General features: G+C 53.0%; 17 protein-coding genes. 9 read left to right on the forward strand and 8 right to left on the reverse strand.

Going from position 1 to position 25,638, the window contains the following annotated elements:
• Positions 1-222: 222 nt before the first annotated feature.
• From ACYCCG_RS09575 to ACYCCG_RS09610, 8 genes are all read right to left on the reverse strand, one after another.
• Positions 223-588 (reverse strand): histone-like nucleoid-structuring protein, MvaT/MvaU family, encoded by a 366-nt coding sequence (locus tag ACYCCG_RS09575; RefSeq protein WP_459670162.1) that lies wholly within the window; start codon positions 586-588, stop codon positions 223-225.
• A gap of 225 nt (positions 589-813) precedes the next feature.
• Entirely contained in the window at positions 814-2,670 is a 1,857-nt protein-coding gene (locus ACYCCG_RS09580; RefSeq protein WP_459670163.1) for a DUF262 domain-containing protein, read from the reverse strand.
• A 25-nt stretch (positions 2,671-2,695) separates the two neighbouring features.
• A complete protein-coding gene (locus ACYCCG_RS09585; RefSeq protein WP_459670164.1) occupies positions 2,696-5,665 on the reverse strand; it encodes an ATP-binding domain-containing protein in 2,970 nt (989 codons plus the stop codon).
• A gap of 394 nt (positions 5,666-6,059) precedes the next feature.
• Positions 6,060-6,908, reverse strand: coding sequence for a hypothetical protein (locus tag ACYCCG_RS09590; protein WP_459670166.1), 849 nt, complete (start codon positions 6,906-6,908; stop codon positions 6,060-6,062).
• Between the two features lie 56 nt (positions 6,909-6,964).
• Complete coding sequence (locus tag ACYCCG_RS09595) at positions 6,965-7,345, reverse strand: hypothetical protein (protein ID WP_459670167.1); 381 nt, start codon at positions 7,343-7,345, stop codon at positions 6,965-6,967.
• A gap of 234 nt (positions 7,346-7,579) precedes the next feature.
• Positions 7,580-7,786 (reverse strand): hypothetical protein, encoded by a 207-nt coding sequence (locus ACYCCG_RS09600; protein ID WP_459670168.1) that lies wholly within the window; start codon positions 7,784-7,786, stop codon positions 7,580-7,582.
• A gap of 855 nt (positions 7,787-8,641) precedes the next feature.
• Positions 8,642-9,508: a hypothetical protein gene (locus ACYCCG_RS09605; protein ID WP_459670170.1), complete on the reverse strand. Its 867-nt coding sequence runs from the start codon at positions 9,506-9,508 to the stop codon at positions 8,642-8,644.
• Between the two features lie 598 nt (positions 9,509-10,106).
• Entirely contained in the window at positions 10,107-10,988 is an 882-nt protein-coding gene (locus tag ACYCCG_RS09610) for a hypothetical protein (RefSeq protein WP_459670172.1), read from the reverse strand.
• A gap of 426 nt (positions 10,989-11,414) precedes the next feature.
• Between ACYCCG_RS09610 and ACYCCG_RS09615 the strand changes: the two genes are divergently transcribed.
• From ACYCCG_RS09615 to ACYCCG_RS09655, 9 genes are all read left to right on the forward strand, one after another.
• The gene (locus ACYCCG_RS09615) at positions 11,415-11,699 is read left to right on the forward strand and encodes an HAD family hydrolase (protein ID WP_459670174.1); all 285 of its coding nucleotides are present in this window, start codon (positions 11,415-11,417) and stop codon (positions 11,697-11,699) included.
• Positions 11,700-12,022: 323 nt separating this feature from the next.
• The gene (locus ACYCCG_RS09620; protein WP_459670176.1) at positions 12,023-12,622 is read left to right on the forward strand and encodes a hypothetical protein; all 600 of its coding nucleotides are present in this window, start codon (positions 12,023-12,025) and stop codon (positions 12,620-12,622) included.
• A gap of 702 nt (positions 12,623-13,324) precedes the next feature.
• On the forward strand, positions 13,325-16,657 hold the full coding sequence (locus tag ACYCCG_RS09625) for a VPA1262 family protein (RefSeq protein WP_459670177.1): 3,333 nt from the start codon (positions 13,325-13,327) through the stop codon (positions 16,655-16,657).
• Positions 16,658-17,128: 471 nt separating this feature from the next.
• On the forward strand, positions 17,129-19,129 hold the full coding sequence (locus ACYCCG_RS09630) for a ParB N-terminal domain-containing protein (RefSeq protein WP_459670179.1): 2,001 nt from the start codon (positions 17,129-17,131) through the stop codon (positions 19,127-19,129).
• Positions 19,119-20,384 (forward strand): hypothetical protein, encoded by a 1,266-nt coding sequence (locus tag ACYCCG_RS09635; protein ID WP_459670180.1) that lies wholly within the window; start codon positions 19,119-19,121, stop codon positions 20,382-20,384. The genes ACYCCG_RS09630 and ACYCCG_RS09635 overlap by 11 nt, the downstream gene beginning before the upstream one ends.
• Positions 20,385-20,592: 208 nt before the next feature.
• Positions 20,593-21,672, forward strand: coding sequence for a DNA sulfur modification protein DndB (gene dndB, locus ACYCCG_RS09640; protein ID WP_459670183.1), 1,080 nt, complete (start codon positions 20,593-20,595; stop codon positions 21,670-21,672).
• Positions 21,672-23,198 carry a DNA phosphorothioation system sulfurtransferase DndC gene (gene dndC / locus ACYCCG_RS09645; protein WP_459670184.1) on the forward strand — a complete coding sequence of 509 codons (1,527 nt, stop codon included), beginning with the start codon at positions 21,672-21,674 and terminating at the stop codon, positions 23,196-23,198. Before dndB ends, dndC begins: the two co-directional genes overlap by 1 nt.
• A complete protein-coding gene (gene dndD / locus ACYCCG_RS09650; protein ID WP_459670186.1) occupies positions 23,195-25,204 on the forward strand; it encodes a DNA sulfur modification protein DndD in 2,010 nt (669 codons plus the stop codon). Before dndC ends, dndD begins: the two co-directional genes overlap by 4 nt.
• The gene (locus ACYCCG_RS09655; RefSeq protein WP_459670187.1) at positions 25,201-25,563 is read left to right on the forward strand and encodes a DndE family protein; all 363 of its coding nucleotides are present in this window, start codon (positions 25,201-25,203) and stop codon (positions 25,561-25,563) included. The genes dndD and ACYCCG_RS09655 overlap by 4 nt, the downstream gene beginning before the upstream one ends.
• Positions 25,564-25,638 lie beyond the last annotated feature (75 nt).

Below are 25,638 nucleotides of genomic sequence, written 5' to 3' on the forward strand. Positions count from 1 at the left end.
ATCTTGGTCTATTTGTACGGAACCCTGTTGGCGTGTTCAACGCCCTAAGCTTTATTATCAGATCGCTCAGAGCAACTCCGACTTCATGATTCTCAGAAACAAATACTCTCAGATTTACACGCACACCCTAGAAAATTTTGACTTTATAATACGGCATAGCTCATGTGTAGGGTGTATTAATAAGCCGCCCTGAGGCGGCCTATCTATTCACGTTGGGGAGACTTATCGGGCGATCCAGCCCTCTACTTCATCAGCGCCATACTCAGCTTTCCACTCCTTCAGCAGCTTGTGATTGCCACCCTTGGTCTCGATTACCTCACCATTGTGCGGGTTCTTGTACTGCTTGACCTGACGGGCGCGGCGCGGGGTTTTCTCTATGACAGCGGGTACTGTGCGGCGACCGGAATTCGGATCCAGCAGATTGATGACGTCACGCAGACTGAAACCGTATTCGGCAAGGAGTTCACGCAGCTTGGTTTCAAATTGAATTTCTTTTTGCAGCTCAGAGCTGCCCTTCAGTGCTTCAAGCTCAGCGAGCTGGGCTGCCAGTTGCTGCTCGAGCTGACGGAATTCTGCAAGGCGAGACATAGATGTTTCCTCAATACCATATGAAAGGGATGCAGCTACTTTAAAGCATTCAGGCACTGCCTACTTAAATTTTATGGGCTTACTGTCATCGCTTTTAGCTTCGCGCCTCTGAATGGCCGCTTTCGACACAAAGCTGTCGCTTGCGAAGGGCAGCAATCGGCCAGAACCGCCCTCAGGAAAGTGATTCCGACCGCATGTTGCTTGGGATGCTTTCCATTCCAGTTGCTACTGATCAACATCCGGATATGGCCAGATCTGAATCGCAGACTTGGCCAGCAACGCTCCCCTAGCCAGAATCTCCTGCTCCGACCATTTTTCATGGTCATGCAAGTCACGGCTGAGATTCAGCTTGCTCCACTTCAAGAGTTCCGGCTTCTTGGCTAGCCAGGCACAGTTGGACAATGCAGGGTTCAGGCTGCTGGTCACCAGTGTCAGATTGCCTAGCGTGTGCTTGATTCGATCACGACGCTGGCTGAGTTCCACCTTAGCCAGGGGATCATTCTGCACCTCTGCAGGCAGCGGCCAGTGCTCCTGCCACTTCACCGGCAGAATATGCTCGATAGTCAACCCCTTCGGCAGGCTGACAGCCTCGCTTTTAGCATGCGCCAGCGCCCGCTCCAATGCCGTGAGCACCGCCCGCACACGGTACTGCGGCCACCACTGGTACAGCGGGTAGTCAAGTAGCGCATTGCTTAGCTCATCGTCTTTCGGGAAGCGCACACTTTCCCCTTCGCTGGGAAGAAGGAACGCACCGACCTCTTGGGCCGTAATCTGCTTTTTCCGTTCAAGATGACGAATCAGATCTAGGAATAATCGGTTGTAGTTCTTGGTGGTCAGGCCACAGATCATCCGACGGAACAGATAGGACTCAATCACCGTCAGGATCGCCTCAAACTCGGTTTGCTGCTGCAGACGCAGTCTCTGGCTACATAGCAATAGCAACGGATAAACCGTCGAAGTATCAACCACCACGAGGCGCGATAGAAAACGGGCCAGACGAGATCCTGCCGAGGGCGAAGAGAACTGGCGAAAATGCTCGGCATAGGCCTTGAGCAGCTCCATATGCTCACTGGCAGAGTTGGCCGGATCGATAAAACAAGAGCCCCAGTCGGCGGTGAACTGCACGTAGTTCTTGTATTCGTTGAAGATGTGGCCGACACGAATATCGCGGCGCATCGCCAGGGTCAGGAAATGGCGGATGAAGATGTCAATGCGTGGACGGTTTTCCCGCCCCTGCTTGACCTCTTCACGCCAAAACTCGCGATCAAACTCCGCCCAATGCTCTTCGTACAGCGTATCGATATCACCGCCTTCGCTTTGAGCGCGCCGAAACAGAAAGTTCTTGATCAGGTCCGCCGGCAGCAACTGCGTGCCACGTGCATTGAGAGTCTCAAAGATCACTTGCGATTCGTCGTCTTCGCCGAGATCAATCACCACCAACTGCAAGCCATTGCGAACCACCGCCCAAAGCGCGTCCAGCTGTTTCTCCGGCGACTCTTCGGCGTCTGCAGTCCCCAGCCGCAACCACCCCTCAAACTGCCCATAGAAGTACAGGTAGGCACCGACGATACCCTGATCGTAGCTGAAGTCCACGCCCTTCTTGCTCGCCTGCTGCAGCAACGCATCCGGGCTGCCCGCGCCATGTACCAAGGCAAACGCGTGACGATCGGCATTGGTTGGCAACAGTTTGGGCACCTCTGACGGGTCATCGACCATCGTGTCACTGTTGGAGACCATCGACTCGAATCGTCCGGCAAAGCGCTCGCTACCTCGGTTGCGGCAAAGGTCGCGGGCAGCGATTAGAAGTAGCTGCAAGGTGGTGAAGCGTTGCTGCCCATCAATGACCTGACGGCCCTGCACCGAACCGGTGTCATTGCGCAGTTGCTCAAGCACCACGGCACCGAGGAAGTGCGGACGCAGCTTCTCACCAGACAGCACCACATCGAGCAGTCGCTCGAAGTCCTCCCACAGCGGCTGCCAGTTATCCTCACGCTTCCAGACATAGGGTCTCTGGAAAAGCGGGATCTGGTAGCACACCGTGGGTTCGAAGATCCGCAGCAAAGGACGGCTATTGGCTTCCATCGTTCATTCAATCCTTAGTTAACTATTAGCGCAGCCGACTCATCAGCAACTGCTGTCTCGCTCGCGTACAGCCTACGTACAACCGGTTGCGGAATACCTGCTGACCAAGATCGTACTGGTCGATCATTGGCAACAGCACGACATCGAACTCCAATCCCTTCACATGCAGCACCGAAGTGAAATGCACCAGGTACTTCTTCGACAGATCAATCTGCTCAGATACGCTCATCTTGCGGAAGCTGCCCTCCAGCTCCTGCGCACATAAAACATGCAGGGACCGAGCGGTTTCCTGATCAGGCAACACCACAGCAACCGAGTGATTTTCAGGGATAGCGGAGATCACATCGCACAGATATCTGAACTCTTCTTCGCGCCGGGCAAAGCCAAGCAACGTGTAAGCGCCTTGCTCGCTGACCTGATCATGCAGAAGGGCAGCATCCAGCTCATGTACATCCGTATTAGCTCCGCGCTCGAACAACTGACGCAGCACCGTACTTAGCGAGGCCAGATCCGGCCGGCCTTTCTGCCGCAGATTCTCATCCAAAGCCACAAAATCTGGGCGTTTGCCAATCGGGAAGCAATCCGCTATGTGCATTTCCGCGCTTTGCAGCAACTGCTGCGAACGATCTCCGACCACAGTGATTGCGCTGTAACGCGGATCAGCCTGGGAGGTCATCAAGTAGATCTGCTGCTCGCTGAAGTCCTGCACTTCGTCGACAAACACGCTTTGATAGAAAGGGGCCTCGCGCAGGCTGACGGGAAGCCTAGCTGTTACTCCGGCACTCAGGTCGTGAGCCAGGCAAAGCAGCAAATCGATATCCGAATCGCACAGGCGTTGCTCTTCAAGACGCTCCAGTACCTCCCATGCAACGGCCTCATCAGGGAAGCTGCCGGCGTATTCATACAGCGCCTTGGCGTACAGCCCCGCGAAGTTCTTCAGCGGCTTGGCCAGATGGTCCAACGCCGCCTGCCGGAATACTTTAAGCACCGAAGTACGTGCCTCTTCGTCCTCACCAGGCAACACCTGACTACCGATGCCACTGCTGACCTTCAACCACTTCAGCGCTCCGTCGTCCAAGTAGAGCAGGGATTTTGGCGTACCAAGCGCAATGAACAGCTCATTGACTGGTATGAATTTTGTGTCATACCACTCACCAGTCGCTAACGATGGCAGCAAAGCGCGGACACTCACGCCCGCGAGTGATGCCTGCACCGCATCATTGAAGGACAATGGGTGGTTATCCGCCGAGAGGTACTGGTAGCGACTGCTCGACACACACGGTAATGCCTCGGCGCCCTCAGCAAGACCCGTCCTGTACAGTACCAAAACCTGATTGGGTTGCTGGAACAAATCGACGGGTAACTCTGCCAGCCTTAGCGCCAGCTCCGGAAAGCCCTCGCCATAGGCCATTTGTTCCCCCAGATGAATACTCAGGGTAGCCGGCCCCAGAATGCGCTGCGCCAGCGCCTGAATTCTGTCCAACAATCGGGCCGCCAACCGAAACAAGGCTCGCTCCGCAGTCAAAGGCGAGAGCAACTCTTGCACCAGCTCATCAATGCTGGCTGCAAGCGCTTGGCGGGCAGCGGCAAACTGGCTGCGCTGCTGGGCAGTAAACCGTTGCAGCTGCTCACTATCGACCTCAACCATCAGCTTCTGCAAGTCGGCGGCAATCACCCGCGCCAGCGCAAGCCGTGCGGCATTGAGCCAGGCCAGCGTGGTGGTCAGAGAATGTCCATCGTCGCTGCTGTGTTTGAAGCGTTTCCCAGAACCGCCCGAAGACTCCAGATGACGATAGCTGCGAAGCTTGTAACGCAACTCGTGATACTCAAGGACCGGCAATCCGGGCATACCTAGGCGGCTGCAGGTTTCTTTCAGGTATTGGATCAGCTCGGTGGTGCGAACAAAGCCGACGCTGCCTTCCTGGGAAAACTTGCCGGCAAACTCGCCTTCCCAGTAGTCGAAGTCGTCGCCAAGAATGGACCTGAACGTCTCACGATCCGACACTTCATTCGAGTTAAAATCACAGAGCATCTTGGTCCGCCCGAGCGCAGCCGAGGTCTTGCCTGAGCCCGCAACGCCCTCGACCCACATCGGCCCAACCGGTGCCCGGGAAATGATCTTGTCCTGATTCGGGGTTCGATTGAGAAAAAAGTGCTCATCCAAGCTCATCCGCTCATTTAGCTCGCCGCCAACTTCATCGTCCATTTCATCGAGATCGGCAATCGCCAGTGGCGAGTGTTCTTCCTCGTCATCATCGAGAATCTGCAGCCGCGGTGAGGCAGGCACGGGCGATGTCTGCTCGACTGACTCCTCCACTGGCTGCCCGTCTTCTGGTACATGCGTAGCAACGAGAACCTCTGTCACTTTAGTGTTTGATACCCCGGCTTCGTTACCTGTTCGCTGTCCAGGTTCGAATGGCTCCTTGCCAATGGGCGGCACAACGGCGACAGGCTTACCCGCAGCCTTGGACTTTGCAGGTTTTTTACTTGGGACGGTGGATTGCTTGCCAGCAATGTGCTGGTCTGCTGAATTAGACTTAATCAAGAAGGCTCTGAGATCCATGACCTTTCCCTGGCCGTTAGCATTCTCCACGCCCACCGCCAGAAAGTTTCGCGCATGCCGCTCCAACTCTTCGAAATCATGGCGACGAAACTGGCGGGCCTCAGTTACCCGGTAATCACCCCAGGCCTTGGAAAAGCCCTCAAAGCCCATGCCTGCCACAGCGCAAAGGCGACCCACGGGTGAGTGGGGGGTGGCATAGCCCGAGCTGGCTTTGGGGTACACCAGCGAGTCCATACCCAGGCGGAACGTAGCAATCCCCTCGTTCTCACGCTCGATCACCAGCGCCTTGCCATAGGCGTTGCGCTTGAGATTCCGGTAAGCCAAATCGCCCTCACGGATCATCCGCTCGGCGTAATCGATAATACCTTCAAGGACCTCCAGTTCTTCACGGGCAACCTCGCGCAGAGAATTTTCATTAATCTGATTTGGCATACCTGTCACTCCTTATCCTTAGTGGAAAACGTCCACGCCCCGAGGTAATCATCTTCCCAATTCCGCTTGGAGAAGGGTGTGCGGTATTCGATGGCAGCTTCTCATAGCAGCAGTTTGCAGCACTCAGGCTCATCCCCAGGGTTTGAAAAACCATTTGGCGGCACGTGTATTGGGCGTGTATCACGTCATAGGCGTCATCCTCGCGTCCAAACGCTCCCTAATGCTTGAGTGCCCTTATTTAGTGGAGGCCTTAGAGCCACAATGCCCACCTTCCGAACCAGTGTTGCATAGTCTGCTTTTGGCCGATCGCTGCTATCTACCAACGGCAGCTCTGGATCGACATCTGCCACTCACGGGCATCCACTTTAGCGTTAGTCTTCAACAAAAACACTACTCACTTCGCAAGGTCGATTGGTAGTCGTATCGTGACACCATCATTAATATATAACAACTCCTGTTTATTTAAATTGCTCTCAGCCAACAAATAGGCTCCATCTACACTTAGAAGCACATGAGCTTGCCCTTGATGATTTTCGCTTTTGAAATCAACAAGCCTTTCGGTCATTATTTTTTCGAATCTCAGCATTCCGGTATAATAGGATAGCACCAAGGCTAAACCTGCGATCAAATAGCTATAATCTCGTACGAGCGACTTCCTGAGAGCAATTCTCTTCTTATCTAGAATTCTTCGGACTTGCGTTCTGGGACGAATTAATATGCCACACTTCAAAAAGGCAGCGACAGCCATTCCACTAGCCGATACCCATGTAATTTTCCCCACAGAAGAATAATTGAATTTTAAGTATGAAAAATTAATCGCAAAAATAAAAATAAATACAAAAGACACCCAATAAATGAGCTTTTCTGCTGTATTGGTTTCCCTGTGCATTCTTCTCGCCGGCTTCTTCAGCCAATTTGGCAGTAGTTTACTTGCTGCAAAGGTCAAAGCTGCAAGCGGGGCAAGCGCAGAGTAGTAAAATTGTGATATGGAAAATGAGAGAACCTTCGCGACTATATAGCAGAATGTAAGGTAAAATGTAAATGTACCAACAAAGCTCGCCACAAACTTAAGCGATACTATTGAAACAATCTCCAGCGGCACTTCCATGAGAAATCCGACATAATGAACCGTACCAAGGGAAAGGAATACCAATGCGGCCTTGGCTATGGATATGGCAACGGCTCTATCTCTTGGTGTTTTTGTTTGGGATACAATTTTTTTTAGCAAAGGAATATCTCGCACTTCATCGCTCGAGGCAGTATCACTGCCAAATCATGACAACAGAAACTTGAATCTTTCTAAAGATTGACCGCAAAGCGTCTCGGTAGCATACCTACAACTCCTAAATTGGTGCGCAGAACACCAGTTTCGATAAAAGCGTTGCGTACCCCTTCATCGATCATAGCGATATCACCCTCACGATCGACGACCACTTTTTTCTTCGGATCATAAGTATTATCTCGTGCCACTTTCGAATAAACATTCACCCCTGTTGTGAATCCGCGTGCGTAGTCATCGAGCCGATTTTGACCGGAGTCACTGAGCGACAAAATTGTGGGGCACTTCTCACTACCAAGACCGTGAACCCGAAAACTTTCGTTATGACCGCTCGGCAAATTTTCTGCGTTTACAGTGAGACTTACAATGCAGAGCAACGCACTTAGAGTGATCCTTATCATTAGACAGTAAGCTTGAAATGGCAAAACGCCATTATATGGCGGAGCAAATTATTTGACAAAATTTTAGAGAGTCCTCAGTAATGGACGGGGCGCGGCTACCCAACGCACCGGCATTGAGTGAATAGGACTTCATCGTCCTATGGCAATTCGGACTGGTCCAGCGGCACTCCGAACGGCAGCGATGGTTTGAAAGGAGGTATTCAGCAGGGGGGCTATCTTCCGCGCGACGGCCTATCAATGAGTGGTTCCGTCGCCACAGCCAAAGGCTCTCAGTTGATATTCAGTTACGGCCTGGAATAGAGACTCAGCAATAAGACGCAACCTTTCCACTTCGATAGCAGGCGCGCCAGTATCCCGAGCTTCGTGGTACCGCCGCATTGCCTCTATAGCCTCGGTGTACGCCTGGTGGTCGGGCCACAAAATTTTGGACGAATTACGCATCAGTGCCCCAACGTCAGTGAATCGGTTCGGACAGACTGCCGGGTTCCAGCAATTGGAAATCTACGACCGCGTGACACATGGAGTCCACCAATAATCGGAAACGCTTTACTTCCCTAGGAAACGGCCTTCCATCTGATCGTGCCGATATGCCTTGTTCGCAGACTTCGCGCAAAAGCGGCTCGCCAACAGCGAGCCATGCATTCCGAGGTTGGTCTCATGCTCTGCTCCGTGCACAGAGTAAAACCATTATAGGGCGCTAGCGAAGGGATAGGGGCGCGAAGTACACCTGAATTCCGCAGCGAAATCCAGTGAAGGGTCGAAAGCGGCCATCGCAAGACCAGGTACTTCCCGAGCAACTGTCGCTCAATGAGTAGTTCTGCCGCCCTTGCCGAAGGCTTTCATCTGGGAGTCGGTTAAAGCCTGGAACGGAGATTCAGCAATCAGACGCAACCTTTCCACTTCGATTGCAGGGGCTCCTGTATCCTGAGCTTCGTGGTAGCGGCGCATTGCCTCAACGGCTTCGGCGCACGCCGGGTGGCCTGGCGGCAAGATCTCAGGGAGACACTGGATGGACGCAACGCATTTCCTGGCTCGAAGCTAGCCAAGGTGAGCGCCAATATGAACGTGCTCGCTTAGATCCTGAAGCGGATCATGAAAACCACCGGCATTAGCGGTTTGATGAAAACAATGTCGGCGGAAAAAACTCCTTGTATACGACTGCAAGACAGTTAAACCGCGCGGACGCGCTTCAAGTCATAGACGAGCAGCCATGACACTGATAATGCCGTCGTCCGGCCAATGAGTGACGTTGTCCGAAAAATACCACGCTCACGGGCATTTTACAAACTTTGCCCCCTAAACAGACTGAAGGTCTATCGCATCCTTGATTTTTTTATGCAGCACACTCTGGGACAAATCATATCCTTCAGCGGACAAATTATGCAATTCGGAGCACGCGGTTTTATTCAACACTTTAAATATAAACAAGCTGGCATTTACTGACCACATCTGCATATGCTCAATGCACTTCTTGTAACGTTCGCACAAATCAAGTATGAATACCAGGTCTTCTGACTCGCGAATTGTGTAGCACTCATCTTCTCTACCGACCAGCCAGGACGTAGATTGATGTGCCGGGTGCACGACCTGGCACAATTCAGAATATAGATCTTTGAAAGGAAGATCAGCACCATCCAGTTGTGATATATAATGGCTTGCAGTCTTTGCTTCGTGACTCTTCGGCGCCGATTCGAGTTTATTTAATTTTCGCGCATAGCTGAAGTGAATTAAGCAATCTTCCAACTCCTCGCTCACGGCCCTCTTCAAGACAGGGCGACGCAAAAGCGCCTCTTCAATATACTTTAATGCTTGTGCTAAAGTTAGAGGCACACCTCCCAATGCATCGTATGTATCCGCCGTGCACTCCAGAAGACCTCTCAAGCCAGAGCAAAAGGCAATATAATTCGGCTTGGTTACTGAACTATCATAACAAAGCTCATACCACTTACTATAGCGAATCAAATTAGATGTCGCGGCCCAATGCGAGCGATTCAAAATCTCAAGCCAATAAACATAGTTCGCTTCGAGCTCGCCAAGCAACTCAAAGTCATCTATGGATATAAATTGATATTTTTTGCCATAAGAGTCTCCTAGTAGTTTTTGCACGATAGGCGGAAATATTTCACCAGCCTTCCCAAAAAAATCTCTAACTTCTTTCTTCACAGAAACCTCCTTTTAATACAGATATGGCTGACTTCTTAGTCAATATTGGACGCCTTTTTGACAGGAGTATAATACTTCGCACCAAGGCAATCTGCCACCACCCATATTCCGACGGTCCTCGAATAACTAGCACTTCCCGACGGCTGCCCAAGATCGAAACGATCATCCACGACCGTCAGCTTTCGACCCATAGCAGTCCTTCACCGAGGACAGCTATCGGCCCGAAGCAGCCCTTCGATCTGCCTAGGAAACTTGGGGCAACGTACGATTGCATTCATTCATTCATTCATTCATTCAATCAATCAATCAATCAATCAATCAATCAATCAATCAATGATCGGCGTCATCGCTCATCTTGCAGCCGCGTTTTAGCTAGAAATATACCCATCAAGTAATTTAGCTTTTGGAGGTAATAAATATCTCAAAATACCAAGTCACTGACACCCCCTGATGATTAAGTGTCGAATAGATGCTGGCAAATATTGTGTCACCCTCACTCAGATCCCGCCCTTGAATTATTTTGATGCCTTCATCGACCAGGTCAATTGTGGTGTAACAGCGCACGTCCCTTTCCTTCCCCTAATACAAAAGAATCGATCTATAAATAATATGGTGATTCGGCGTTTTCGCTGGGAGTCGTATCCTGTAAGGCCTCCCTCAACTCAAGCAATACGATCTGAGACTTATCAACCATTTCACGACTAACGACAGGCTCCGCGCCATGAATGATTGCGTTTCTAAGGGTAATCAAATCTTTCAATTGAGCAAAAAGATGATGCTTAATTCTCCTCCCTCGCCAGAGCATCTCTGCGAGGCGAGCATTAGAGACGCGTTTATATTTAGGCGCTGAATCCGTTGCTTCAATGAATGGCTTCAGCGAGCCAGTAGCGCCAACCAAAATCCTTTCGATTTCATTATATATTCGCAAGAAATTTTCTAGGCTCCCTTCAGTGTTCTGGAGGCTATGACCTGGGTCGATTTCATTTTGAATCGCTTGACTGGCCGCTTCAACATTATGAGGAGTTACCACATCTAAAACAAAAATGGAAATTGCTGCAAACGAAATAGCAAAGCTTGTCTGCGCTGTGTTCATCAGCGCCGTTAGAATCAAAGCGCCCTTAGCTCCCTCTTGAGCGATGACCAAATTAGTTAGAATAATGGTAAGTCCCACCAATAGCGTAATTACTATTAGTTGCTTGAGGTAGCGGCCTTCCACTTTCTCAATGGAGACTGCTCGAGTTTCATCGTTTCGAGCCTCGCGAAGCAGTTCGCTACGGAAGAATAAGTACCCAGTAAGAGTCAGCCCATAAACCGCTGCAATTACTTGGGCGGATGTCGAATACAAATACATGATTTGATTTTCGTTGAGTTCGAACCATGCGTCATTAAGCGCCACAATGGTCGATATAGTGCTTATCGCAATCAACGCCGTTGCAGTAAATAATGCAACGGCAGTGCTAGATATGGAATGCAAGCGCATATAACTCATCCCTGATTTGGTTTCCTAGGTTGCAGGCGCTAGCCTGAGACTAGCACTCCGAGATTTCGCCGAGAAGGCATTATGCCACCATTAACCCTTTATTGCTAAGGGGTTGTGATGGCTTTTGAGCCGTTAAGTGGTTAGAGATCCGGACCCTGTTTGCACACTACACCGACTTCCTGTCCATCACGGCTTAATCCTGTGCTATCCCTATCGAAGGATAAAGGCTAAACGATAAGATTTTCGAAGCAGACCCAAGATTGGCCGCGAAGGTGGTTTCTATCATGTGCGTTTTCTACGCGGCATCAGGGTAAGACTCGCGGCGTTCCCCGCCAGAGATGCTGGCGCAGTCGACAGCTTAAGATCGGCACTCAGCAAAGCGAATGAAGACACCAGGGCGGAACTCCGACTCTGAATCACACTATCTTGGAGTCAGCACCCGATGTGTACCTCAAAGCAGTTGCTGACCTTGGGCTCACAGCCGCTGAGTGCATTGCTGTGGAGGATTCCGTGCCTGGCGTCCAAGCTGCAATTGCTGCCGGCTTCACCGTCATCGCATTTGCGTCCCAGGTTCCCAAGCATCGCCTGGAGACCGAGGGCGCTCATTACGTCGTGGAGAGCTTCAATGAAATTGCGCTCGTGATTGAGCAGCTATGCGCATCACGCGCAGAGTCCGCACTCCCGCGCCTCAAAGCTGATGCTCTAGTTTAAGGCGTAACGCGATCAGCAGCTGACAATCCACTCCAACGCGAGGCCCAGTGGTGCCTCCAGAAGTTTGTTCTAGCGTAGGCTGCTACCCACCTCCCCTTGTGCAAGCCCGGCCGGACTGAACTGAAACGGTAGCAGCCCGTACTCTCTGGTCCTAGAGGGTTGGCGCCCCTACGTCTCAGCACAGGGTCGAATCCGTTGCTTGAAGCTGGCGCAGGGGCCCGTAGATAAGGGCGCCGTCCGGTGACCACACAAAGTGAAGCTGTCGTAGACAGCGTAACGACGTTACGATAATCTTCTTTTCGTAATGTCGTTACGGAGTCGCCATGAGCGCTAAGACAGTCGCACAACGGGTCAAGCAACAGCGGCAATGTCGACTCGATGAGGGGTGGGAAGAGGTCCGTGTCTGGGCCCCGAATCCTCAAGCAGCCGATGCCATCCGCCAATTTGCCGAGTCGCTGAGACGCGAAGCCGAAAAGCTCCCTGGCCTAGATGAGGTGTGTAAATCCATGGATCAAGATCTTTATCAGCGTATCAAGAGTGCAATCTTGCAGCAGGGGTCGTCTGCCTATTCTGCACAGTCGGGGGCCGTGCTTGACCTGCTGTCCGAACTCGCCAAGGAAGGTAATTTGCTCGCCCTGTCCAGCGCCTTCAACGAGTTTGCCAAGGCCAAACCCGGAAACATGAACTTTGTGGAAAGCACCATACCGACCAAAATCTTGAATAATTATTTACTCCTCAAGCTGCAGCTGGATTACAACAGTGTGGAAATTTGGATGAGCAAAAACCCGAACTGGGAATCTGCTGTTAAGCAGCACTTGCGCACACCTGAAAAATTTGAAAAAAATATTCACGACATGGCTGACGCTATTCGCCAGCTGGCAAAAAAACTACGGATCGACCGGCAAAACACCAGCCCTTATTGACTTTCGTTTAGCCAAGCTAGCCATGGACGGCCTTAATGCACATGCTCAATCAGCACAAGACCAAATCACTCAACTGCCCCCTCCCACTTGATGGATAGTGCTAGTCAGCATTATCTTCAGCCAGTAGCGTCACGCGAACCAATAGCGAAATCAGCCTTAAAACGGATTCAATCCCTGGCCGTTATGAGCATCCACTTGGCACCCCCGCCAAGCGCCACTGGTGGTCGCGCACACCTTGAGTTCGCCAACCACTGCTCAGTCTCAGCGAACGATAGAAGCCAACCAGACTCGTCATATGCAGACGCTTGGCATCAACACGGAACCCACAGGGTCACGGGTCTAGCGTAAAGCCTTGGTCAGTAAGTAATGACGCACCAGTCCATTTTACCGTTCCAAACGTTTGATCGTGGCCTTAAAACATGGTCCGATACAGAAGGCCTCCTCAATGCGCAAGAGGGTGCTCAGTACGTGCCTGGAGAGTCAATTCCTTAGATCTGCCGGTATATTAGGTCAGCCAGCCTGCCAGCCGCCACACGAACACACAATCCTGGCAAACTGCTGGCACTGCCCTCTTCTATCAGGCTCAATGGCATAGACCGATCCATTCCCCTTACTGCACCTCACGATCGAACACCCCACGCATAGTCAATGGACCAGCACATTCCCTAAGAATATGCAACAAAATCAAGGCAGCCCAACCCCATGACCCTGTCACTGCACAAGCTCTTTTCGGACACTCGTCTCCACAGCATTTTCAATGACCCTGAGCATTGCACCATTCAACTATGGCTACTGGAGTACATCAACAAGAAGGACAGCCAGATTTTTTGGATCTATGGCCGCGTGCTACCTTCCAATTATGCTTCGAACCGCTGGAATGGCAGACACGACGGAAAACCCTGCGCATTGCCAAATAAAGATTCAATTAGGGTCGTACCGATCACCGCGTCCACGACCGCCTTCGCACTCAAAGTCTTCACGCAACGCGTAGCTGAAGGCTGCTCCCTTCTCGAAGCGAGTCAGCTTGCGGGCATTGCGCTGGAGGACAAGCTTGCAGGACGCCTGGGCCAAGCTACGCTCGGGACTTCACTTTGTATTCGCCCGGTGATGCATCTGCCCACACGTTGCTATTATAAATCGGTCACTCAGCGACTCAGCCCGAGCGCCTATGCAAGCTATGACAGCGGATCGATATCTGCACTGAACAAAGCCTCATTGTTCACCGCATTTGGAATGGACATTGCGAGCGATATTACGCGCATTGTCTGCGACGCACTGAATGCGGACACCGGGATGGATTTCGCCAAGCTGGACGCATGGCGCCTTGGCGACTTTGAATTTCTCTGCGCTCCCGCGCTAGATCGCTCCGAACGCTGCAAGTACCAGCTCAAAGTAACTGATGAGTGCTTATCATTGGAAATTCTGGAGCCGTTCACACCACAACCCCGTTCATTGATGATCATAGCTAAGTCTTTTAGCGGTGACTGCCTCCAGTCAAGTCACATGCAGTTGACTGAAAAAGACGCACCATTTCCGCAAACCTTGAAAATCACGACAGATCGTTTCGGGCATCACGTGTGCACTGCCATGACCTTAGAAGTGCATGCCCTTTCCGACACGTCCACCCTGACCGAGCCCTGCCTGCAGGTAGGTCACCTTAACTGTCGCCAAATGACCCTCGACGTGAAACTCGTGCAGCAGGTCAGGACGGAAGGCAATAGCGACTGGCTTGAGAACCAGGTATCACCCAGCGCAGCTAGTCGTCTGGTGCGCGCCAAAGAAATCTTGCGCGCGTCCCCAAAAATGCGAAGCCATACCTACAGTAACGAACTAGATCCCTGGGTCGATGCAAACGCTGCATGCGCGCGGCAGGTATTGACACTATTACCGCCAAAATCGGCAGCTCGTTACTTCCCAAGACTGGCCTACAGCCAGGGCGAAGGTCGATTGGGCATTGTGGCCTGGCTGCGCGAAATCTTCGAAAAATTTCCCGATTGCCAAATTGCCTGGTTTGACCCTCACATGGAAGACGTCGGGATTGACCTCCTGCATCGCCTGGGAAGCGATGCCGGCGACTATTTGATATTCACCACAGAAAAAAAGGCGAGTACGAACGACAACACATCGAGCCAACAACAGAGCGACACACAGGACCGGATCCTTAACTTGCTCGGGAAATGCCGAGAATGGGGCAGCAGTTCTTTTGGCAACGTGCACCTACGTGTCATTGCCCTACCGGAAAAGAAGTTACATGACCGGATGTTAATTATTCGGTCCAAAGATCGCACGCCCATCGCGGGCTATCACCTCTCCAATTCAATACAGCAAGCTTCCGAGCAGCATCCTTTTCTAGTCACGTCAATACCCGGAGATATTTTACCCGGTATCACCCATTACATGGACGAAGTCACCCAAGCAGCGTTCAAACAAGGCACCGGCAAGAAACAAAAAGGCAAAATCCTTTTCGATTCCAGTGAATGTCAGAGCGACGAAGAGTTCGAGCCACCTCCATCGCCCGCGCTGTTTGACATGCCTCGTCTAGGTGATGTGATCGCGTGGTGGTTTGACGAACCCGAACTCCAAGGGCTGCAGGGGACCTCTCTTCAAGCGCGATGTACCGAGTTGGGAATCACCGACGGGGAATCACCCTCTCACAGCCGGTTTGGGGATATTCCAGGCAAGCTGTGGATTGATGGCCTCAATCTGCAACCTTTCCACTCAGCTTGGGACGCAATGGCTCACCTCTTAGGCTACCTGCCTGCGAGCCAGACCTTCAGAATGGGGACTCAGCCCCTCCCGAGCACGCTTGAACAACAACTGCTGCGTCATTTAGACCCCTACAGAGACGACAGTTTACCGCCCACCAGGGTCACTTCGACCTACCTTGATATCGACGACTATCACGCTCAACCACTCGACCAGCTACTCATCGAAGGCGGTGTTCCTTACCGGATTTTCTCCTACGCGCCCCCGGAGGTAGATGGCTCAGACTGGCATGCCCTGTGCATTCTCTGGCTGAAATCTCCCGAGCGCGCCTCTCAATGGCTTGCCGACCTGCTGCAGAAATGGGTCGCAGGTGATAGGCAATGGAGCCCGGGAAGAATGCGCCATAAAGCGCTGATCATCTCAACCCTTCGCCATATCTGCCAGGATCCCTACCATGGATGTAAGGCTGCACGTGTAACGGCTCTGCTCGCGACACAGATGCCGCTTCTCCAATGGATTGGCCTTCATGATTTAAGTCAGAACATCCAAATGGGAGAGCTGCCTTTCAGCGATTTTGATGTGCTGCAGCGATTCCCCGCACACGAACACACGACCCTACTCTGCTGGCTCATCAGCGAGGCTCATTATCAGAACTCAGAGAACTTGTCGGCGCTCGTTAACAAGCTGCTTACCTTACTTCCCGATCCACTGCCCGATGATGAGCTTGAGTGCGTTCTAAAACCTCTCCAGTACCGCTACGGCAGATCCGGCCTCAGCGCCTGGATCCTCGAGCACGTGCTCGTGCCCATGAGACAGCGGCGCATCATCAGCCCAGTGCAAATTGCGAAAGTCTGGACAGCGCAACTCACCTCCCACTGGAATGAAAAATCCGGCGAACGCCCCATAACGTTTGCCATGGAGCGTGAAGGCGCCTTCACTGACGAACTGGCCGTGGTATTTGATTTTTTATCAGACGTCGAACAAAGGGAAATTGCACTGGACTTGCAACGCACCGTCGCAGGACTAGCAAGGACTATTCGCCTGCCTATTTCCGCTCAGGTCAACTGGCACAACTACAGCAGAGCCCATGAAGCGAACCTCTGGCTCAATGCGACACTAAAACGCTGCATGGTGTTCGCCAAAAAAACCACCGAACCCATGCTGACGAAGACCGAAGCCGAGTCCGCGGCCCTCATCGATCGCATCTCGCCCGCTCACAAAGAGTCGAGTATGTGCAAAAAATTAATGGCCTACACTGTCGCTGACCCCACGAAATTGATTGCACATCGGCTGATGACTGCCATGCAGCTGAAAACCTCTGAGGCTTAACTTTCAACGGCGTGCATCGCTGAATGGACAAAGCGGGTCCTGCGGGGAATTTCACCGCGCAGCGCTTTGTCCATGTACGCCTCTTTGGATAATGCTGGTGCTAGCGGTACGCCTGCCAACCCCCATGCAGGGCCTGCCACTGTGCAACATAAACTCGGCGTCGAACCACCCGAGCCTTCCCGATGCACTGCCCTAATCCGACGGTAGCTGGACAAGCCAGCTGCAGCCAAGCGCACAGCGACTTCGGGGCTAACCCGCCAGAGCCGGTGCGGGCCTGGGCTGAAACCGGTACACTGGCAGGTCCCGCCCTCCTGGCAAGCGCAGGATGCGCATCCACAGTGTTTACGACTAGCCGGCAGTAGAGGCTTTCCCCTCATTGTGCTATCAGTAGCCATCCAGACAACACGCGACGCCCTGCCGTAGTGCAGCATGACCGTCGCTCAAAATTACGCAAACCCATTCGAGTTACTCATGTCCCGACGCCAAACCGCAGCACCATTCCGATACGAATTTGAAAAAAATGGCGCGTTTGGCGTCTTCAAAACCAACGGTTCCGTGCCGATTGAGTACTTCATGACCTCCTTCAAGGTCGACGAGCTCCCGTATTTATCGTTTGCGAAAGATGTCAACACCGAATTAAATTTTGACTACCTGATTCAGCGCGACATTGACGAAGACCGAGCGATTGCAGAAATCAGCCAGTACTTGGCCGCCTCGGAAGGTGTCATTCAAAAAGAAATTGTTTTTCTACCGCCGCTGCTTGTCGCTGTTGTTGCGGTCGACCATAACAACTGTCTAGAGGATTACTATCCTAACTCGAGTTTTGCGCCCGACAACGATGACGTCGGTGACATCTTCATCAGGGAGTGGCCCGGTGTTCTGCGGGTCACTAACTATGCAGTAGAGCAGGAGCAAGTGCGTACGTTTGCGTGCGCCAATGGCGATCACCAAGCGGCGATCAGCGTCGACGATGCGCGCATCCAGCTCAACCTTACCCGAGATAATATCAAAGGTGCGCGACTGGTTGTCATTGACGGCCAGCACCGCTTGTTTGCCTTGAATGCGTTGATGGCCCATGATCGAGGCTTGATTGAAGGATTGACACTACCGATCTGCCTTGTTTACCCGCCCAATTCCATTGTAAATAATGCCGACGAACAGCCAAGTGTTCCCGAGGTACTTCGCAACCTGTTCGTGGACGTCAACTCGACGGTGGAGCGCGTCAGCGGTCATTTCTTGACCCTGCTTTCCGAACAGACCCTGGGTTCGATAATCTGCCGCGAGTTCTGCAAGGCCGTCCTGGATCAAAAACAGTGCGAGGGCCTTGGCCTGATCGAGTGGAATACCAAAAACCATAAACAGTCGCTGGAAATCGCCCGTGAACACACCCTGACCAGTATCGGGGTCATCAATAGCGCTTTTGAGGAAATCTTCAAAACCAAGAATGGTGCCCGACTGCTGGCTGCGATTCTGGGGATCGACAAGCGCGCAGCGGACTTCGACTTTGGCACAGATGAATACGAGGAAGTTCGGAGCGTTCCGGAGTATTTCCCTTGGCGAGACTTTCTGTCCCGCCACCGTGAACGTATGGTTGAGTTGGTCAACGAGACCATCACGCCATCGCTGATGCAAATTTTCTTTGGCACTTCATTTTTTGCCAGCTATTACGAAGACTTCAAGAATTTCTTCAACAAGACCGAAGAGGAAATTCGTCGCGACCGGCGGAATGACCAAAATACCTTCTCAAACGTCAAGGACCATGTGCTGCTCAACGGAATTCTGAACAAGCCAGCACAGGCCATGCACGCTCAAGTTCGCGAGAGCCTGGGACAAATCATCGTTGATAATATCCCTGACTTTTCCCGCAAGGCCATCTTTCAAAAGGCCGTGATTGAGGCGTGGTCCCTGCTCTGTTCCCGATTTGTTGCCAACGATATTTCCGTCCTGCGCGCCGCGCATTACATCAAGCAATTTATTGAACAGTCTTTTGCAACCAAAGCCGGTCTGTTCGACGACCGTCACCTGTATCTGCAAGATACCATCTTCAGTGGCTCCCGCATCAAAGTCACCAAATCGGCCAAGCGGCAAATTGTTCGCCTGCTACTGTCGAATGGCAGCAAGGTGGTTGCCGAGGACACCAGAGAGCGCGACATTATTTCTGCCTTGGCCAAAGAAGAGGTTGGTAGCTTCATCCGGCAGATGCGCGACGACAAGCGGAAGATTTTTGAAAAATCCTACCGGACCAATTTCAGTATTGCCGCGGTTGACCGGGATAGGCTTCACGCCGCCGAACTGGACAAACCACGAGAAATGAAGGAGCTGGCCGGGGACTCGTCCAAGACCACATTCGATAAACTGGTGGACGAACTCATTTCCACGAACCTCACCGACTCGTTCGACGACCTCGCTCGAACCCTTAACTCGAAAGACTTCCTCTATTCCAAGAGTGAAGAATTTGATGATGAGTTGTGAAACCGTTTATTTCGCGGTGATTGAGGGGAGCAGTCTCGCCCCCGATCTCCGCGACTCGCTATGCGTGGCCGTACTCGAGTATCAGCATTTCATGCTGGTGGGTGACTGCGAAGCGCTTTTAGTCGATCTTGCTCGCGTGTGTCATACCACAGTGGGCATTCGTCCTCTCTGCGTTTTGGCGTCCGAGGACGCCTTACTGCTTACCGTTGAACACTTCTTGGAGTTTGCCCACCCCGCCACCCCTCCGCCTCGCAACTACCTTAAAGTGTGCTTGCAGGAAGCCACCGTGACGACAGTTCCGCAACTCAGGGATAGCAATTTCAGCCTGAACACTGACCACTGCGTGGTCTATACACCTAGCCTGCAGGGGCTCCACCCCGTTGTCAAACACACGGTAGAAACAGCCTGCTGGCAATACACTGAGCTGTCTCGACTCATTGCCCGGCTGCTGATTGGCTACAGTTTTCTATCCGATGCACAGTTAAGGGCAAAGGGCGCGAGCAGTGATCTCGATGGGTTGCAGCTACAGGAACTCCAGGGCTTTCTGAGCCACCTGAGCAGCCTGGCCCCTAGCCTCGGATTGTTGCAGGACGAAATATCGCGGCTGGTCCTGTTCGCCCATACGCTGTTAGCCGTTTGCCCTGCGAACGCTGCCGCGCTCGACAACACCCATCCCACACCGGCCTTGCAAAATGGTTTCCCGTGCGTCTACAAAGTCATGTCGGTTTTCCATTACCTTGCCTACGAATTGGCGCTGCAACGAAAACTGTACAACAAGGCATTCATGCACATCTTCAGGGCCTTTGAGTGCTATGCCTCGGGCGCGCTGTTCCTCAACAATGCCACCATCGCCCCGAGCTTCAACAAGAAAAAACGGGTAACCCTGGACAGCTACCTGGTTGATAACAAGCGCATCAGCGGCTTCGGCACCGTTTTTGAGGGCATTGGCACCCACTTTAACCTCCTGCTAAACAACGACTACCTCACTTGCAAGTTTCATATCGAGCTTCGCAACAAGTTTCACTACACGCATGGTGACAGCAAGCCCAGCGCCACCCTGCTGGCCGAATTTGCGACCGCCGTCGCCCGTCAAATAGACGATATCGAAACCGCCGCCCTTCAGCACAATTTCTTGTGGCGTAACATTTATAATGAATGCAAGAAGCACTTCTGCCGCCTTCCACAGTCCATTGTGCCACAGGCAATCCGACGCGCCCTGAAATCCCACCAAATGACTTTTTTCATGGTGCCCTGAGTACACCGGCCGCCGCCCTCCCAGCGCAACCCGGTCCCCCTGTCCTCCAGATCCGCGGCGTCGTTGGCGCCGCGCTAGGCGCTTGGCGCGGGCGACAGCAGCGATGCGCCCTTCGTCGCGCCCCGCTCCTACCCAAAACACGCCGCACCTTGCCTGTACGTTAAAAATGTGCAAAATAACGTACTGATCTCAATTAAACGTGCAGCCGATGAACAGCTACGTCCACTCCTTCCCCTGCGTCAGAGGCATCCAAGCGGGCAGGCCTTGCTATATCGCCATGTGCCCGATGCGCCTCGTGCCCAAAATCTTCATTTTCAACGAGGATGACGTACCGGCCGACCTGCGCGCGCAACGAACCTTGAACCTCGCCAGAGTTCCTGAGATCGCCGCGTATTTGATTGACAACCGCGACAACTACACGCTGTCGGCGCTAACCGCGTCGGTGGATGGCGTGGTCCAGTTTAATCCGGCATCGGACACTGGTCTTGAGCAAAGCGTCGGGACCCTGACGATCCCCATGGAAGCGCCGATTCTCATCAATGATGGGCAGCACCGAAGGGCAGCGATCGAACAAGCCATTCGAGAAAACCCGGAGCTGGGTTACGATAACATTCCGGTACTGTTCTTTATCGATGAAGGCCTGAACCGCAGCCAACAGATGTTCGCAGACCTGAACAAGCACGCAGTGCGTCCAAGTGATTCAATCAGTACCTTGTACGATCACCGCGACCACCTTTCGGACCTCGCCAGGTACCTGGCCAAAAACGTGCCAGTGTTTTCCAGAATGACTGAGCTGGAAAAATCCAGCCTCTCTCATCGAAGCTCTAAATTGTTTACGCTCAGTGCAATCAAAAATGCCTCTAAAGTATTGCTAAAAAAGGGCAAGAGCGACCCCATCGCACACAATGAACGTGAACTCGCCAAGTTGTTTTGGGAACAAGTTTCCCTGCAGATGCCGGACTGGCTGCGCGCGAAAGATAAAGAATTATCGACCGCTGAGCTCAGGGATAACTATATCCATGCCCACGGCGTGCTCCTGCAAGCGATGGGCCTGGTGGGTGCTGAGCTTATCATTCGCAAGGAAGCCGAATGGACCTCAGCGCTCAGCAAACTTCGAAATATTGATTGGTCTCGTGCCAACCCCGAATGGGAGGGACGTGCGATGGTTCATGGGCGCATCTCCAAAGCGACCTCGAATGTCGCCCTTACCGCCTGCTTGATCAAGCAGAAATTGAGCCTCCCCCTCTCTACAGGTGAGCGCGAGCTAGAGCAAAGGTTGATGAAATAATGAGTGTCGAGCAGTTTCTCTACCCCACCCACGACGACTTCGTCCAACAAGGGGTCATTGCCGGACAACCACTAAGCCAGATAATCCACGAAATTCAGAGCATTTATAAAGCAGATAAACGACCGTGGGTGGTGGGGTTCAGTGGAGGGAAGGACTCCACGGTAATTCTTTCTCTCACCTACTACGCGCTGAAACTCTTGCCGGTGCAAGACCGCCATAAACATGTCTATGTGGTGTCCTCCGATACGCGCGTCGAGACCCCGGTTGTCGTCGACATGATTCGCGAAGCGCTCGACTCCGTGAATGCCCAAGCGAGCCTCGACCAGATTCCTATGACGGCGCATTCCGTCACGCCTGCGGCTGAGCAAACGTTTTGGGTCAATTTGTTGGGCAAAGGTTACCCGGCACCCACGACCGCGTTTCGCTGGTGCACCGAGCGCATGAAGATCGACCCGGTCAGTGACTTTATCAAAGACAAAGTGGCTCGCTTTGGCGAAGTCGTCGTGGTTCTCGGTTCGCGTCGCCAGGAAAGCTCCACACGGGCACAGGTCATTGCCCGTCATCGCATTGATGGCTCGGCCTTGGGCCGGCACACCTCATTGCCGAACGCCTACACCTTCATGCCGATTGAGCTGTGGCACTCCGAAGATGTCTGGGAGTACCTGATGAGCGCCGCCCGCCCCTGGGGCGGCTCGAACCGCGTGCTCTTCGAACTGTACAAAGACTCCAATGCCGGCGAATGCCCTTTGGTCATTGATACCAACACGCCGTCCTGCGGTAACTCGCGCTTTGGCTGCTGGACGTGCACCGTGGTCACGCAAGACAAGGCCATTGAGGGCCTAGTCAACAGCGGCGAAACCTGGATGCAGCCATTACTGGACTTCCGCAACCAGTTACACGCCAGTTCCTTGCCAGAGAACAAAACCCAATACCGTAATTACAAGCGACGCACCGGAAAGGTCACCTTCGCCCGGGGTGCCGTGGATGATGATACGAACACTGCGACTAAGCATGTGCCAGGCCCTTATTGGCTTCACTACCGAAAAGAATGGCTCAAGCTGCTGCTGACCATTGAGTTGGGTATTCGCCAGTCTGGTCACGACGTCGAGTTGATTGGCCGTGATGAACTGCAGTTGATTCGGCAGCAGTGGCTGCTCGACCCGAATGAGCCGGACTGGGTGGACATGCTGCCCAAGATCTACGCCGAGGTCTATCCGGATGACCCGATCGAATGGATTAAGAATGATGCCGGTGCATTCACTGCTCCTGATGCGGAGATTTTACAAGCCCTGGAAGCCGAGACCGGCGTACCTGCCGTGTTGATCATGAAATTGATTGACGCGGAACTGTCCTTCTCGGGCCTCTCGCGACGCAAAGGCATTCTGGAGGCGCTGCAAAAAGTGCTTGAGCAGGACTGGGACGGGCTGGACGAAGCCCTTGAGCGCCGCGCTACCCCCCCTAGCCATGATACGTACAAAACCGCTTTCACTGCGTTGAAAGCCGAATTTGATGGTCTGTTGCAATGATTATTGATGCTCTATCGGTATTGGATTTTCGCGTTTTCAGTGGTGCTCACACCTTTGATCTGGCGCCCAGACTCAAACGAGGTAAGCCCGCCCCGATCGTATTGTTCGGTGGGTTGAACGGCGGTGGCAAAACCACCATCCTGAGTGCCTTGAAACTCGCCCTGTATGGCAAAGGAGCTCTGGGGTCCAGTACGACGACGGCGGACTATCACCTCTATTTGCGAGACTGTATTCACCGCGCACAGAACAGCATCGCCAAGCCGAGTCGCGCCGCCGTCGAGCTGACATTTCGCTATGCACAGCATGGCACGGTATGCCAGTACCACCTGACCCGTGACTGGTTCGTCGATGCGGCTGACAAGGTGAAGGAAGGACTGATGATTGCGCGCGATGGCCTGCCGTTGTCGGAACTCTCCTATGAGCAAGCGCAATCGTTCCTCAATGAATTGATTCCCATCGGCGTTTCTGAACTGTTCTTCTTCGACGGCGAAAAAATTGCCAGTCTGGCTGAGGAAACCAGCGGAGACGCCCTGCGCGAATCGATCAATAAGCTCCTGGGTCTGGATATCGTTGAACGGCTCGACTCCGATCTGGCGGTGCTGCTCAAAACTCGCGCGGCCAAGAAAGCGTCGAAAGAACGCCTGGCCAAAATTGAGGTGGCTGAGCACGAATACCACGAGCTTCAGGAGCAGCTCGCGAGCGTGCGCGCAAGCTTCTTGCATCGGCGCACCGACGCGGCTGAATTGCGCGGACAGATTTCCAAACTCGACGCCACGATTAATGCGCGTGGCGGCGCCTGGACAGCGTCCAAACAAGCGGAAACCGCGAATCTCGATGGTCTGGTCATCCAGAAAAATGCGATTGAACATACTCTGGAAGAAATGCTGGGCGGCCTATTGCCGCTGGCCATCACCAAAGGTTTGAACGAAAAGTTGCTCAGCCAGCTGGACGCCGAACAACGGGCGTCGACCGCGCTGCTGTTAAAAGACTACGTCCAACGCCAGCAGCAGAAATTCGCCGCCGAACTTCAGGCACAGGCCTCCCTGGGCGAACAATTTGCACTCGTCAATGAGGTTTTTGAGCGGACATTCGGCGCGGAGCTGTCCGCCCAAGAGCCCACATCGGCCGCGATTCACCAACTCTCGGACAATCATCGCCACACCATCGGCCATCGCTTGACGGTGGATGTGGCCAGTGTGCAGCAACGTGCCCAGGCGCTGGCAGCTGAACTGCATGCCATTGACCTGGCCATCGAAAACGCCGGGGAAAATATCGCACGTGCACCGGACGAGAATATTCTACTGCCCTTGTTCGATCAGCGCGGACAACTGCAAGGGCGACTTTCTGCCTTAACTGAACAAAAAAATGGCTTGAGAGAGAACGCCCAGGCGTTGTTGACGAAGCTGGCAGCGGTAGCCAAGCGCTTGGATGATCTGCATACCGAGGTGGCGCAGTCTCAGGAGGAGCAGAGACTGGCAGAACTGACCAGCAAAGCTCGCCTCGTGCTCAAGGAATTTTCGGCCCGCGCGCGGGTGGAAAAGCTCAAAGCTCTGCAGACCCAGTTTTACGCCTCCTTCAACGGATTGGCGCGAAAAGAAGATCGGCACCTGAGCATCACCATCGATCCTGACACGTTTGAAGTGGGTCTCTTGGACGATCGTGGCACGACCCTGCGCAAACAGGAATTGTCTGCCGGTGAAAAACAAATTTTTGCCATTTCTATCCTGGAAGCCTTGGCACGCACCTCTGGCCGCAGCCTCCCAGTGGTGATCGACACACCGTTAGGGCGACTTGACTCCATTCACCGGAAAAAACTGGTTGACAACTACTTCCCCAAAACCAGCCATCAGGTGATTGTCTTATCGACTGACACGGAAATCGACCGCGAATTTTATGAGGGCCTGCAAAGCAGCATCTCGCATGCTTATCACTTGGTCTACAACCATGCCGACCGGGCTACGCAGGTGGAAGCGGGTTACTTCTGGCGCTGGGGTGCAAACGCGTGAATAATTTTCCTCATAAATTCAAAGTGTCGGCCTCCTCGACGGCGAAATTGAAATTTCTCAAATCCAAAACGGGCCTGACGCCCAACATTCTGTGCCGCTTCGCGGTCGCCCTGGCCCTCGCCGACGAGAATGGGCTAGGCAACGCCAGTGCCTCGGATCTCGATGGCCAGGAATTCAATGCCCCGACCCTGTTCGGTGAACACTTGGACATCTATGAAGCGCTGCTCCGTCAGTTTGCGCATGAAAGTCAGCTCGACTGGGACCCGGTGCGCCATATCGCTTCGCTCATTGAAGTGGGACTTCACAAGATGGGACACGTCCGCTCATTGAAAGATGTGGCGCAACTCGTGAGCGCCTAGCGATTCGGATTGCTCGAGCGGGCCCCTGTGCTTCATGCCCGCTTTCCTGCGCCAGCACGGCTCCCCTCACCGCCC

The sequence above is a fragment of the Pseudomonas sp. VEM90 genome (assembly GCF_054611535.1).